This window comes from Marinococcus sp. LNHM4E3-1, from assembly GCF_056034405.1.
Window position 1 is genome coordinate 24087 of the sequence record NZ_JBQLID010000006.1, and the last position, 14018, is coordinate 38104.

Genomic DNA, 14018 nt, shown 5'->3' on the forward strand with positions numbered 1-14018 from the left:
TTTCTCTTTCCTATAGATATTTTTCCCTATTTTTTTAATTTAAAACGATTGTGTGTAGGTAAAAGGATGTGCCGGAGAAACAAGTGAAAAATGTTCAAATAATTTTCACTATTAAATGACTAATGGATGATATAAAGGCGGGTGAATAACGATGAGGCATGCGTTAATTACAGCAGGCACCAAAGGCCTCGGCCGAAAAGTTTCTGAAGCTTTAAAAGAAAAAGGATATACATTGACTATTACTTACCGAAAAAAAGACGAAGCCTATTACAGGATGAAAAAGCAGTGGGAAGAAGAAAGCAGCCGTGTTCAGTTTGTTCAGGGAGATATGGTGTCCAAGCAGGATGTTGAGCGGATGGTGGAGGAGGCTTATGCAGCCTTTGGCCGTCTCGATATTGTCGTGAATAACGCCGGCCCCTACATATTCGAGAAAAAAAAGCTGGCAGATTACTCTGATGAAGAATGGCACCGGATGATTGATGGTAATTTAAGCGCTGCCTTTCATTTGGCAAGAAAGGCAATACCTATTATGCGACATCAGCAGTTCGGGCGTTTCGTCACCTATGGTTTCCAAAACGCCCCAACAGCCCCGGGGTGGATTTATCGTTCAGCCTACGCTGCAGCGAAAAGCGGCCTGGTCTCGCTGACAAAATCAATATCAATTGAAGAAGCTTCTCATGGCATTACCGCAAATATGGTATGCCCGGGTGTAGTGACCGGGGATTTTAAGGAAGCAGATATTCATGAAGGCAGAGAGGTGACCGACGACTCCATTCCTGTAGGAAGGCCGGCAACCGGCGGTGATATTGCTAGAACTATTTTGTTTTTAACGGATGACGATGCAGATATGATTACAGGTTCTGTAATTGAAGTAACCGGCGGTGTGGATGTGCTTCATAAACGCAGGTAGATGGAAGGCAGTTTAAGTTAGCTCTGTAAAAGGTATAGTTACCCGGAAACAGTTTTTGATTGCGGAGGAGGATATACATGAAAGTATCTTATCATGGTCACTCAGTAGTAAAGATTGAGACGAACGGCAAAACGATCCTGATTGATCCATTTATTACAGACAACCCACAAACTGATTTAAATGCGGACGAAGTAAAAGCAGATGCTATTCTGCTGACTCACGGGCACTTTGATCACGTTGGCGACACCGTGGATATCGCTAAACGCAATAACGCGCTTGTTGTGGCACCGTTTGAGCTTGCACAGTACCTTGGCTGGCAGGGCGTAGAAACACACCCAATGCACATTGGCGGCGGTTATACGTTTGATTTCGGTCACGTGCAGTTCACACAGGCGTTTCACGGTTCCGGCTACTTCCTTGAAGAAGAGCAAAAGATAATTTATACCGGTATGCCAGGAGGAATTATCTTCGAAGCAGATGGCAAAAAAGTATATCACATGGGTGATACCGGCTTGTTCTCTGATATTAAGCTTATCGCTGAAAGAAACAAGATTGACCTTTTGTTCGTTCCTATCGGTGATAACTTCACGATGGGGCCAAGGGATGCCAAAACCGCCGCGGAATGGGTGAACGCGGATTACACCGTTCCTGTTCACTATAATACGTTCCCTCCTATAGAACAGGATCCGCAGCAGTTTGTGGACTCGCTTTCACCGTTGAAGGGAAAGGCGCTGAAAGCAGGCGAATCCGTCGAACTGTAACAATTAAAAAAACCGTTCAGTCATTAAAACAGACTGAGCGGTTTTTTTTAATGCAATTGACGACAGGCAGTTGAAGGGAGGGTTCTTGAACCGTATAATGTAATAGTACAGATGATATAACAGAAGTAATACAGTTAGAAATTTACGCAGACAGAACGCCCCCGGTAAATGCGTAAATAAAAAGGAAGGTACTGTGCCTATGGCGACCAAACATGAACAAATATTAAACTACATACTTGCCCTGGATGTAGGAGAAAAAATTTCGGTCCGTGGAATTGCAAAGAATTTAGAGGTAAGTGAAGGGACAGCTTACCGGGCGATCAAAGAAGCGGAAAACCAGGGGATTGTCAGTACGATCGAACGAGTCGGCACGATACGTATCGAAAAAAAGCAAAAAGAAAATTTTGAGCGCTTGACGTATGCTGAAGTAGTCAATATTATCGACGGTCAGGTGCTCGGGGGCAGGAACGGCCTGCATAAAACCCTGAACCGTTTCGTTATCGGGGCCATGAAGCTCGAAGCGATGATGCGCTACGTGGAGCCCGGGAATCTTCTGATTGTCGGTAACCGCTATCAGGTGCATAAGCTTGCGCTTGAAGCCGGAGCGGCTGTTTTAATCACCGGTGGATTTGACACAAATGAACATGTTATTTCTCTGGCGGATGAACTGGGGCTGCCGGTAATTACAACGACGTACGACACGTTTACGGTAGCCTCCATGATTAACCGGGCGATCTATGACCAGTTGATTAAAAAGGAAATCGTGGTAGTAAACGATATTTTAATTCCACTTCAGGACACCTATTTTATGACAGTGGATAACACTGTGGAAAAATGGCACGAAATGAACCAGAAAACAGGCCACAGCAGATACCCGGTGATCAGTGAAGACATGAAAATCCAGGGGATGGTGGCAGCGAAGGACGTCCTGGGGGCTTCTGTGCAGACCCCTATTGAAAAAGTAATGACGAAGTCTCCGATTACGGTGAGTGAACGAACGTCTGTAGCTTCGGTAGCCCACACGATGGTGTGGGAGGGAATCGAACTGCTCCCAGTGATGGACGATGCGAAAAAGCTGCTTGGAGTCATCAGCCGGCAGGACGTATTAAAAGCACTGCAGATGGTGCAGCGCCAGCCGCACGTTGGGGAAACCATCGAAGATACGGTGACAAGCCGTTTTCGGGAGGCCCATCCCGGGTCAGGCTTTATGTTTGAATGCGATGTTACCCCGCAGATGACTAATGCGCTTGGGACAGTGGCAAATGGAGTTATTATGTCTCTTGTTACAGAAACCGGCCGGCGCCTGCTGAGAGAATACAAAAAGGGTGACATGGTTGTAGAAAATGTAACACTTTACTTTATCCGCCCGGTACAGATTGAAAGTAAAATTGATTTGAACGGAAAAATTCTTGAAGTGGGAAGAAAACACGGAAAAGTGGATGTAGAACTGTACTACGAAGGTGCAATCGTCGGTAAGGCGATGATGATGGTACAGCTGCTCGACCGCTGATCAATGGAGGAAAGATAATGCAGATGTTTCAGGCAATCATACAAACGATAGAACAATACAGCAAAATCATGATTTACCGGCACGAACGTCCGGATCCGGATGCTCTCGGTTCTCAGGCTGGATTGGCGGCATGGATTAGAAAACAGTTTCCAGACAAGCAGGTGGGTACTACAGGTGAAAATGAACCCTCTCTTTCGTTTTTAACGACGATGGATGAACATTCGTTTGAAGTGGACGCCGAAACCCTGGTTATCGTGTGTGACACTGCCAATATGGCAAGAATCGACGGTGCAGGCTGGGATCAGGGAGCGGCGGTTATAAAAATCGACCATCATCCAAACGAAGATCCATACGGCGAGCCGATGTGGGTAGATACGAAAAAAAGCTCCACTTGCGAAATGATTACTGAGCTGGTGCTGTATGCCCAAAAGTCTTACGGTTGGACAATCCCAAATGAAACTGCCCGCCTGTGCTATGCTGGGATTATCGGAGATACCGGACGTTTCCAGTTCAGTAACACCACGCCGAACACGATGCACATGGCAGCTGAACTGCTTGCATTTGATTTTGACCCGGGAGCAATCTATGCCGAAATGTATAAAAATCCCGAGAGTCTGGTGCGCCTGCGCGGAGAAGTGCTTCAAAACTTTACGCTTACCGAAGACGGAGCAGCCTACATGTACTTAACCCGGGAGCTGCTCGGAAAATACAATGTAACCATTAATGAATCTTCAGCGGTAATTAACTCGTTTGCTGATACAGAAGGAGTCATTGCATGGGTATTTTTTGTAGAAGAAGAGCAGGGTTCATACCGTGTGCGTTTTCGTTCGCGCGGGCCGGTGATCAATCAGCTGGCTGTTAAATACCGTGGAGGCGGCCATACAATGGCTGCAGGAGCGCAAGCAGAGAACAGGAAAGAAACGGAAGATATTATACAGGAGCTTGAAAATATCTGCCGAAATTGGAAGCGGCGGTAAGAACGTTCATCACAGACCAGGCCGAAGGGAGGTGGAGGCGCATGTCACTGCACGCATATTCGGAATACAGCATTTTACAAAGTACTATCCGGCTTGAAAACCTTGTCCGCAAAGCAAAAGAGTACAATTGGCCGGCGGCAGCGGTTACTGACCGGGACACGATGCACGGGGCAGTGGCTTTTTACCGTCTCTGCCGGCAGTACCAGGTGAAGGGTCTCCCAGGGATTGAATTGTGGGTCCAGGGAGACACTAAAGAGGACGAAGAATTTCCGGTGGTTGCGCTGCCGCAGGATAACCAGGGATACGGGCAGCTCATGCGGTGGGCCGGGGACAAGCAGCAGGACAGAAAGGTAACATGGAAACAACTGGCAGAGTCTGCCGGTTGTCTTTTTATCCTGCCGCTTGAAAACAGTGAGCCCGGTACCTTTAAGAATCGCAAAGACGAGTTACATGCGTTTTTTGAAAAATGGAGCAGACGGTTCGGGGCTGATGTTCTTTGGCTTGAAGCACCGCGGGCTGGAGAAGAAATAGAATGGAGAAGGGCTGCAGAGCAATTCGGGCTCCCAATGGCAGCGTCTCCATTAATCAATATGCAGACAACCGAAGAGGAGCGGGCCTACAAGCTGCTGCATGCAGTGAAGAAAGGCAGTGTCTGGAAAGATACCGTGATAGAACAGAGACCTTTCTCGCTCGAAATGTGGCAGCAGGAAGCATCCGTTATGTATGAAGCTGAACATATCAGTAACTGGAAGCGGGCAGCTGATAAATGCCACGTAGATATTTCATTAGGGGAAACGCACCTTCCGGTATTTCCAGCTCCGCGCGGGCAGTCTGCCGGCCTGTATTTAAAAAAACTTGCAGAAAAAGGAATGCAAAAGCGTTATAATGCAGTCTCAGAACAAATGAGAGAGCGTTTGAAGCATGAACTGGATGTCATTATCGATGCCGGCTTCGCTGATTATTTTTTAATTGTGCAGGATTTTGTTGCTTTTGCCAAAAAGCAGGGAATGTATGTAGGACCGGGAAGAGGGTCGGCAGCGGGGTCGCTCGTTTCCTACCTTATCGGTATTACGGATGTGGATCCCCTGCAGTACGATCTTCTTTTTGAGCGGTTTTTAAACCCGGAACGTGCGGCGCTTCCGGACATAGATATTGACTTTCCGGATCACCGGCGGGAAGAGGTGCTGCATTATTTAAGGAATAAATACGGGGACAGCCATGTGGCTCAGATCGTTACATTCAATACGTTCGGGGCGCGGGCGGCAATAAGGGATGCGGGAAGGGTGCTCGAAATTCCTCAGGGGCTCATTAACCGGACGGCTGGTATGTTTTCAAGCGCCGATTCCATTGCCGGAAAAATTGCCAGTGACAAACAGCTGCAGCAGTGGCAGCAGAACGAACCAAAAGTTGACTCCCTCCTTCGGGCGGCTTCCTTTTTGGAAGGGCTGCCGCGTCAGACATCTATTCACGCCGCTGGCATCGTGTTAAGCAGCGAACAGCTGGAAGCCTACACTCCCTTAATGGAGAGAAACGGATCGCTGCTGTTAACGCAGTACCCGATGGAGGACCTTGAAGCTCTCGGACTTGTGAAAATCGACCTGCTGGGGCTCCGGAATTTAACGCTGCTTGAATATATGACCGAGGCTGTTCAAAAGATAGAGAAGAATTTTCAGTTAAGACGCATACCTATGGATGATGAAAAAACGTATCAACTGCTGAGCGGGGGGAAAACTAACGGAATATTTCAGCTTGAATCGGCAGGGATGAAATCTGCTCTGCAGCAGATCAGGCCCGACCGTTTCGAGGATATTGCCGCAGTGAGTGCTCTTTATCGTCCGGGCCCGATGGCTCAGATCCCGTTGTATGCAGAGCGCAAGCATGGAATAAAAGAAATGCCTGAGCTCCCTGAACATATTGAAGATATTGCAGGGTCTACATATGGCATTATCGTATACCAGGAGCAGATTATGCAGATTGCGGTGCAAGTGGCAGGGTATACAATGGGGGAAGCGGACTCCTTCCGGAGGGCTATCAGCAAAAAAAACGCTGTTGAAATGAAAAAAGAAGAAAAACGGTTTCTCGAAAAAGCAGCAGCTTCAGGAGTGCCGAAAACGGAAGCAGAAACAATATTCAGCTGGATTGAACAGTTTGCCAATTACGGCTTCAATAAAAGCCACGCAGTGGCCTACAGCGTTATTTCCTATCAGCTGGCTTATATTAAAGCCCATTATCCGGCCGTGTTTTTCTCTTCATTAATGACAAGTCATGTGCGAAGTGAAGAAAAATTCCTGGAATATCAGCGGGAAGCAAAAGAGCTTGGTATTAGGCTGCTTCCGCCTTCAATCAATCAAAGCGGCTATGGGTTTCGTATTGAGGAAGGAAATCTTCGTTTTGGCTTGAATATCATTAAACAGGCAGGTAAAAACAATATCCAGATGATTTTAAATGAAAGAAAAAGCGGTGGAAGTTTTGAATACTGGCTTGATTTTCTTCACCGCGTGGATACAAGAGCGATTGGCCGTCAGGGGTTTGTGTATCTTATTCAGGCTGGCGTGTTTGATGAATTTGGTGTTGAACGGTCGACGCTGCTCGCTTCGCTTGACCGTTCCCTGCGGATGATCGAGGGAGAACAGGAATTCCAGGAGTTTGGCACAGAGCTGGCCCCGAGAATGCGCTGGATTGAAGCTGAGCCCCTTACCCGCGAAGAAAAGCTTGAGATGGAAAAAGAAGCCTCCGGATACTACTTAAGCGGCCATCCGCTGGATGCCTACAATGAACTTTTTGCTGCCTTCCGGTTATGGGACCTTGGAAGCTCGCTTCCAGCGGATAATCAGCTGCGCTGGGCCGGCGGGTTCGTGCGGACCGTAAAAACCGTGCGAACGAAAAATGGACAGTCCATGTGCTTTCTGACGATGGATGATGGCTCCGGGGAGCTTGAAGTGGTCGTATTTCCGAACGTCTACCGGAATGTAAAATCACTGCTGACAGAAAAATCGATCCTTCTGATTCAGGGGCGCACCGATAAACAGGCCCGCACCAGCAAACTGATTGCAGAGGACTGTCTTTCCCTGCAGGAGCTTGAAAAACAGTCGGAGAATACGCTGTTTGTTAAACTGCCGGCAGAAAGCGGGGAACAGGCGCTGAGCCGGATTAAGCACATACTGCGGCAGTCGCCCGGGGCTGTACCTGTCATCGTCTATGATGAGCAGCAGGAGCGCACCATTCAGCTCGGAAACAGCTTGAAAACAAACGCCGGGGAAGCATGCCTGCGCGAACTTGAAAAGGTTGTTTCAAAAGACTCCATTATTTTAAAACCAAATAAAGATGCCGCTGACTGATTATTCTGTTATAATAGGTAACGTTTATAATTAAAATGAATGAAACACTTGATGTGCTTCTAAAAGCACAGGGTTATAATTAAAATATAAAATATGCTGAAGGAGAGTGGCACCATGCCGACAACCCGCGAGGAAGCACTACATATTCATAAACAGAACCAGGGAAAACTGGAGACGGTCTCGAAAGTACCAGTAAGAAATGGAAGAGATTTAAGTCTGGCCTATTCTCCAGGTGTAGCCGAGCCGTGCAAAGAAATTTTTGATGATAAACAAAAGGTATTTGAATATACAATGAAAGGAAACATGGTAGCGGTTGTATCCGACGGCTCTGCCGTGCTTGGGCTGGGTAATATCGGCCCGGAAGCGTCTCTGCCTGTTATGGAAGGAAAGGCGGTTCTGTTTAAATCCTTTGCGGGTGTGGATGCTTTTCCGATCTGCCTCGAAACAAATGATGTCGACAAAATTGTAGAAACGGTAAAATTAATGCAGCCGACTTTTGGCGGCGTGAATCTTGAAGATATCGCCGCTCCTAACTGCTTTGTCATTGAAGAACGGCTGAAAAAAGAAACGAATATTCCTGTTTTTCATGACGATCAGCACGGCACAGCAATCGTCACTGTAGCCGGGTTAATCAACGCCCTGAAACTCAACAAAAAGCATATGTCTGAAATCCGCGTAGTTATTAACGGGGCAGGTTCAGCCGGCATTGCTATTATTAAACTTCTGCGCCGCTTTGGAGTGAAAGACGTAATTTTATGCGACTCCAAGGGAGCGATTTACGAAGGTCGTCCGGAAGGCATGAATGACATGAAAGCGGAAGTCGCAAAAGTAACGAACAATGAAAATGTTTCCGGGGGATTAAAAGAGGTTGTACAGAATACGGATGTATTTATTGGTGTTTCTGTGGCGGGAGTATTATCGAAGGAAATGGTAGAGTCCATGAATGATGACCCTATCATCTTTGCGATGGCTAATCCGGACCCTGAAATCACTCCGGACGATGCCAAGGAAGCCGGAGCGAAAGTAATTGGCACAGGCCGCTCCGATTTTCCGAACCAGGTAAACAACGTGCTTGCGTTTCCGGGTATTTTCCGGGGTGCCCTTGATGTAAACGCGACCCACATTAACGAGGACATGAAAAAAGCAGCTGTATATGCTATTGCAGAGCTGATTACCGAAGATGAGCTGAACGAAGATTATGTTATTCCAAATCCTTTTGACCCGAGAGTCGCTCCAGAAGTAGCAGCAGCAGTAGCGAAAACAGCGATGGAAACGGGTGTGGCGCGAAAAAATGCTGATCCGGAAAAAATCAAGGAAAAAACAAGAGCTCTTTCTGATATCGAAGAATAGTAAAGACCTATACTCTTAGCCATTGAAGATGTCTGGCTTTTCCTATATATTAGAGCCTGTATGTGATAGACTATGTGGGAGACTAATAGCAGGAGCGATCGCTGACAAAACGGTCGCTCCTGATGTACGTCTGCAAATAAAACAACAGCGCTGCGTTATGTACACCCGCTGAACGGTGAATTGCATTCCGGGACGCTGCAGTCTGCTTGCGTTTTTATTATTTGCGGAGCAGCCAAGCATTAAATATGAAGAAGGTGTCTTTATGATGATCAAAGATTTATTCAGCAAAAGGCGGAAATATGCTTCAATGCCGGCTGAACGGGAACAGCCGAAAACAATGAATGAAGGCGTTATGACAAAGTGCCCTAAATGTAAAACAATTGTGTATACGAAGGAATTAATGAAGCATGCCAATGTCTGTATGCACTGTGGTCATCATATGCCGATGACTCCTTCCGAACGGATCGATTTGATCCTCGATACAGATTCCTTCCGGGAATTAAACCCTCATATGGTTTCGGCAGATCCTCTGGAGTTTCCGGAATACAAAGAAAAGCTTGAAAAGGATCAGAAAAAGACTGGTCATAAAGAAGCTGTCGTCACAGGTGAAGGGACGATCGGAGGCACCCCGGTGGTTCTTGGTGTCATGGACCCGGCGTTCCGGATGGGGAGCATGGGGTCGGTAGTCGGAGAGAAAATCGCACGGGCAATCGAACGGGCGCTTGACCTCCATGCACCCTTTATTCTGTTTTCAGCTTCAGGCGGAGCCCGTATGCAGGAAGGGATTCTCAGTCTCATGCAAATGGCCAAGACGAGTGCAGCGCTGAAAAAAATGGATGAAGCAGGGCTTTTATTTGTATCAGTTATGACTCACCCTACTACCGGCGGCGTTTCCGCAAGCTTTGCCTCTCTCGGAGATTACAATTTTGCCGAGCCGGAAGCATTGATAGGCTTTGCCGGAAGAAGAATAATTGAACAGACAATACGCCAGGAGCTTCCCGAAGACTTTCAGACAGCGGAATTTTTGCTTAAACACGGACAGCTCGACAAGGTACTGCATAGGCAGGACATGAAAAATGTTTTGTCCGCAATCGTGCAGATGCATACGTGAAGGGAGTAAGTGACAATGGAAAATCATCTTCCTTTTGAAAAACCAATCATGGAGCTTCGGAACAAAATCGATGAATTAAAAAGCTTCACAGATGAGAAGGACATTGATTTAAGCGGAGAGATAGAAAAACTGGAACAGCGGCTGGAGCAGCTCGAAGCAGAAGTATATAATAATTTAAAGCCGTGGCAGCGGGTGCAGATCGCGAGGCACCCGGAGCGGCCCACCACGCTGGATTATATCGACAGTTTGTTTGAACAATTCATTGAACTGCACGGCGATCGGCTTTTTGGCGATGACGAAGCGATTGTCGGAGGCATTGCCTTTTTTGAAGGAAGCCCGGTAACTGTTATTGGACATCAGCGTGGACGGGATACGAAGGAAAATGTGCGCCGGAATTTCGGTATGCCGCATCCGGAAGGGTACCGCAAAGCGCTTCGTCTTATGAAGCAGGCCGAAAAGTTCAACCGGCCGGTGATCTGCTTCGTTGATACGAAGGGCGCTTATCCCGGAAAAGCAGCGGAAGAGCGGGGCCAAAGTGAAGCTATTGCGCGTAACCTGATGGAAATGGCCGGGCTGAAAGTGCCGGTAATTAGTGTTGTTATCGGAGAAGGCGGCAGCGGAGGCGGTCTAGCGCTTGGAGTAGCGAATCATGTACATATGTTCGAAAATTCATGGTATTCGACGATTTCTCCAGAAGGGGCTTCCTCTATTCTATGGAAGGATGCTTCATATGCAAGGGAAGCTGCTGAAGCTATGCGTATCACAGCCGGAGATCTGAAGGAATTTGGAGTAATTGATGAGATTGTGAAGGAACCCCGGGGAGGGGCCCATCATGATCCGAAAGAACAGATGGCTATTCTGCGAAAAACGCTTCAGCAGTCTTTGAAGGATCTGCTCGTATTAACGCCGAATGAATTAATAGAATCAAGGTATGAAAAATTTAAGCAGATGGGTACGTTTGAAGAAAGTGATTTTTAGGAAAGCGCCGGGTGGCGCTTTTTTTATGAAATCGAACGGGCCCTTGTTGTTCAGCTGATATTGAAAAAGCCGTACCGGGGACTGTCACAGAGGCCCCCTGTTAGTGCGGCTTTTTGATTAAAGCGGTTTTTTTAAATACAATTACTTTTGTGTCATCGGGTCTATAACGGGTATAATGATAAACAGGAATGCAAAGGGAAGGAGTTATGGAATGAAACGGATTGGAGTACTAACTAGTGGAGGAGATTCTCCGGGAATGAATGCAGCCATACGTGCTGTTGTTCGGAAGGCGATTTATCACGATCTTGAGGTTTACGGGGTTCAGTACGGTTATGCCGGGCTGATCGAAGGCGATATCAAAAAAATGGAGCTTGGCGACGTTGGGGATATTATCCACCGCGGCGGAACGAAATTGTATACCGCCCGCTGTGAAGAGTTCCGTACACCCGAAGGACGCCAGAAGGCAGTGGATCAGCTGAATGCAAGAGGCATTGAAGCATTGGTCGTCATAGGCGGTGACGGTTCCTTCCGCGGTGCTGAAAAATTGACCGAGCTTGGCTATCCGACGATTGGCGTGCCGGGCACAATCGATAATGACATTCCGGGAACGGATTACACAATCGGCTTTGATACGGCGCTGAACACAGTCATCGACGCTATTGATAAAATCCGTGATACCGCCACTTCACATGAGCGTACATACGTTATTGAAGTAATGGGCAGAGATGCCGGTGACCTCGCACTCTGGTCCGGGCTCGCCGACGGCGCAGAGACGATTCTTATTCCAGAAGAAGAGTATGACATGGATCAGGTAGTAAGCCGTCTCCGCCGTGGTCACGCGAGGGGCAAAAAACACAGTATCATCATTATCGCTGAAGGCGTGGGGAGCGGAACAGAATTCGGCCAAAAAATTCAGGAAACGACGAATCTTGAAACGAGGGTGACCGTGCTCGGCCATATCCAGCGCGGAGGCTCGCCAACCGGATTTGATCGTGTGCTCGCAAGCCGTCTGGGAGCAAGGGCCGTGGAGCTTCTTTTAAACGGTAAAGAAGGACGGATGGTCGGCATTGAAAAAAATGAGATTGTTGATAAATCCATTCCGGAGGTGCTTAGGCAAAAGCATCAGGTAGACTCCGGCATGTATAAATTGTCACAGGAACTGTCGATTTAATTCCGGGGTCAACGCAGTGTCACGGATGAAAAGTTTCTATGGTACAATGAACTAGGATTTTAGAGAGAGAACAGGAGGAAAATCATGCGAAAAACAAAAATTGTATGTACGATAGGACCGGCAAGTGAAGCGCCGGAAACGCTGGAGAAATTAATTGAAAACGGCATGAATGTAGCGAGACTCAACTTTTCCCACGGGGACTTTGATGAGCATCAGGCCCGGATTGACAGCATACGTGAAGTTTCTGCCCGCCTGAAAAAAAACGTTGCTATTCTGCTGGACACCAAGGGTCCGGAAGTGCGGACTCATACGATGGAAGGCGGCGCTATTCAGCTTGAAAAAGGACAGCCGCTGATCATCAGCACAGAAGAAGTCGTAGGGACAAAAGAAAAAATCTCTGTCACCCACGATGGCCTTACTGATGATATGGAGGTCGGCAAAAAAATTCTTCTTGATGATGGACTGATTGAGCTTGAAGTAACCGGTATCGAAGACAAGGAAGTTCATACGAAAGTACTGAATAACGGCGAACTGAAAAATAAAAAAGGCGTTAACCTTCCAAATGTGAAGGTCAATCTGCCAGGGATCACAGAAAAAGATGCGGATGACATCGAATTCGGAATTAGAAACAACGTAGATTTTATTGCAGCTTCATTTGTGCGCAGGGCTTCTGACGTGCTGGAAATCCGGGAGCTCCTGGAAAAACACGGAGCTGAAGACACGTTTATCGTGCCGAAAATTGAAAACCAGGAAGGCATCGACAACGTCGAGGAAATTCTGGAAGTATCTGACGGCCTGATGGTGGCTCGCGGAGATATGGGAGTTGAAATTCCGCCAGAAGAAGTACCACTCGTACAAAAGCGTCTGATTAAACGCTGCAACTTCCTGGCAAAGCCAGTCATCACAGCTACTCAGATGCTCGATTCCATGCAGCACAACCCGCGTCCAACCCGTGCTGAAGCAAGTGATGTGGCGAATGCCATTTTCGATGGTACAGATGCTATCATGCTTTCCGGGGAAACAGCAGCCGGGGACTATCCAGTGGAATCCGTGGAAACAATGAGCAACATCGCGCTTAGAGCAGAATCCTCCCTGCAGTACCGGAATACGCTTGATGAAAAAACCAAAGAAAGCAAGCCTTCAATTACCAACTCTATCGGGCAGTCCGTTGCCTATACGGCTTATGCATTAAATGCCTCAGCGATTCTGACCGCCACCGAAAGCGGGTATACTGCACGTATTGTTTCAAAATACCGTCCGGAGTCACCGATCATTGCAGTTACAAGTAATGAACGTGTCTATCGCCGGCTCGCTTTAATCTGGGGCGTTCAGGGACTGCTTGGCACAAAATCGAGCACTACCGATGAAATGCTTGATGTCACCGTAAGCAAAGCTCTGTCGGAAGAGCTTGTCAGTCGTGGGGACCTTGTAGTTATCTCTGCCGGAGTACCTGTAGGTGAAACAGGAACGACTAACCTGATGAAGGTCCACGTGATCGGAGAAACAGTGGCAAAAGGACAGGGCATTGGCCGTTACACTGCATCAGGACGAGTAGTGGTTGCAGGCAGTGCAGAAGAGGCAAATGCCAAAATGACAGAGGGCGCGGTGCTCGTCACTCAGGCAACGGATAAAGATATGATGCCTGCTGTGGAAAAAGCGCTGGCTGTGGTGACAGAAGAAGGCGGCTTGACATCCCATGCTGCTGTTGTAGGACTGAATCTGGGTATCCCTGTAGTAGTCGGGGTTGAAGAAGCCAGAAACTTGTTTGAAGATGGCGAAGAAATTACAGTCGACGCTTCAAGAGGCGACATTTACCGCGGACATGCGAGTGTATTGTAAGAGATTCTGAGAACTAACTATAACCCGGTAATGCTGAAACGACGAAGAAATCTGGATAAATTTTTAAATGAAA

Annotated in this window: 10 protein-coding genes; all 10 read left to right on the forward strand. The window is 47.5% G+C overall.

Going from position 1 to position 14018, the window contains the following annotated elements:
* The first annotated feature begins 151 nt into the window (after positions 1–151).
* The 10 genes from ACTRXI_RS07935 to pyk all read left to right on the forward strand — a co-directional run bounded on the left by ACTRXI_RS07935 (position 152) and on the right by pyk (position 13945).
* On the forward strand, positions 152–910 hold the full coding sequence (locus tag ACTRXI_RS07935) for an SDR family oxidoreductase (RefSeq protein WP_474261897.1): 759 nt from the start codon (positions 152–154) through the stop codon (positions 908–910).
* Between the two features lie 77 nt (positions 911–987).
* Positions 988–1671: a metal-dependent hydrolase gene (locus ACTRXI_RS07940; protein WP_474261898.1), complete on the forward strand. Its 684-nt coding sequence runs from the start codon at positions 988–990 to the stop codon at positions 1669–1671.
* Positions 1672–1870: 199 nt separating this feature from the next.
* Positions 1871–3181, forward strand: coding sequence for a DRTGG domain-containing protein (locus ACTRXI_RS07945; RefSeq protein ID WP_474261899.1), 1311 nt, complete (start codon positions 1871–1873; stop codon positions 3179–3181).
* 17 nt (positions 3182–3198) lie between these two features.
* Entirely contained in the window at positions 3199–4158 is a 960-nt protein-coding gene (locus ACTRXI_RS07950) for a DHH family phosphoesterase (RefSeq protein WP_474261900.1), read from the forward strand.
* A 41-nt stretch (positions 4159–4199) separates the two neighbouring features.
* On the forward strand, positions 4200–7496 hold the full coding sequence (locus ACTRXI_RS07955) for a DNA polymerase III subunit alpha (RefSeq protein WP_474261901.1): 3297 nt from the start codon (positions 4200–4202) through the stop codon (positions 7494–7496).
* Between the two features lie 114 nt (positions 7497–7610).
* Positions 7611–8846: an NADP-dependent malic enzyme gene (ystJ, locus tag ACTRXI_RS07960; RefSeq protein ID WP_022793097.1), complete on the forward strand. Its 1236-nt coding sequence runs from the start codon at positions 7611–7613 to the stop codon at positions 8844–8846.
* Between the two features lie 265 nt (positions 8847–9111).
* Positions 9112–9957 (forward strand): acetyl-CoA carboxylase, carboxyltransferase subunit beta, encoded by an 846-nt coding sequence (gene accD, locus ACTRXI_RS07965; protein WP_462865667.1) that lies wholly within the window; start codon positions 9112–9114, stop codon positions 9955–9957.
* A 15-nt stretch (positions 9958–9972) separates the two neighbouring features.
* Positions 9973–10935, forward strand: coding sequence for an acetyl-CoA carboxylase carboxyltransferase subunit alpha (locus ACTRXI_RS07970; protein ID WP_022793099.1), 963 nt, complete (start codon positions 9973–9975; stop codon positions 10933–10935).
* A gap of 211 nt (positions 10936–11146) precedes the next feature.
* Positions 11147–12106, forward strand: coding sequence for a 6-phosphofructokinase (gene pfkA, locus ACTRXI_RS07975; RefSeq protein WP_474261902.1), 960 nt, complete (start codon positions 11147–11149; stop codon positions 12104–12106).
* Between the two features lie 84 nt (positions 12107–12190).
* The gene (gene pyk / locus ACTRXI_RS07980) at positions 12191–13945 is read left to right on the forward strand and encodes a pyruvate kinase (protein ID WP_474261903.1); all 1755 of its coding nucleotides are present in this window, start codon (positions 12191–12193) and stop codon (positions 13943–13945) included.
* The last annotated feature ends 73 nt before the right edge of the window (positions 13946–14018 follow it).

What these genes read in the sequence shown, in the direction of transcription:
- ACTRXI_RS07945 (WP_474261899.1), top strand. Translation starts at nt 1,871, where the DNA reads ATGGCGACCAAACATGAACAAATATTAAACTACATACTTGCCCTGGAT.
- ACTRXI_RS07940 (WP_474261898.1), top strand. Translation starts at nt 988, where the DNA reads ATGAAAGTATCTTATCATGGTCACTCAGTAGTAAAGATTGAGACGAAC.
- ACTRXI_RS07955 (WP_474261901.1), top strand. Translation starts at nt 4,200, where the DNA reads ATGTCACTGCACGCATATTCGGAATACAGCATTTTACAAAGTACTATC.
- pyk (WP_474261903.1), top strand. Translation starts at nt 12,191, where the DNA reads ATGCGAAAAACAAAAATTGTATGTACGATAGGACCGGCAAGTGAAGCG.
- ystJ (WP_022793097.1), top strand. Translation starts at nt 7,611, where the DNA reads ATGCCGACAACCCGCGAGGAAGCACTACATATTCATAAACAGAACCAG.
- pfkA (WP_474261902.1), top strand. Translation starts at nt 11,147, where the DNA reads ATGAAACGGATTGGAGTACTAACTAGTGGAGGAGATTCTCCGGGAATG.
- ACTRXI_RS07950 (WP_474261900.1), top strand. Translation starts at nt 3,199, where the DNA reads ATGCAGATGTTTCAGGCAATCATACAAACGATAGAACAATACAGCAAA.
- ACTRXI_RS07935 (WP_474261897.1), top strand. Translation starts at nt 152, where the DNA reads ATGAGGCATGCGTTAATTACAGCAGGCACCAAAGGCCTCGGCCGAAAA.
- ACTRXI_RS07970 (WP_022793099.1), top strand. Translation starts at nt 9,973, where the DNA reads ATGGAAAATCATCTTCCTTTTGAAAAACCAATCATGGAGCTTCGGAAC.
- accD (WP_462865667.1), top strand. Translation starts at nt 9,112, where the DNA reads ATGATCAAAGATTTATTCAGCAAAAGGCGGAAATATGCTTCAATGCCG.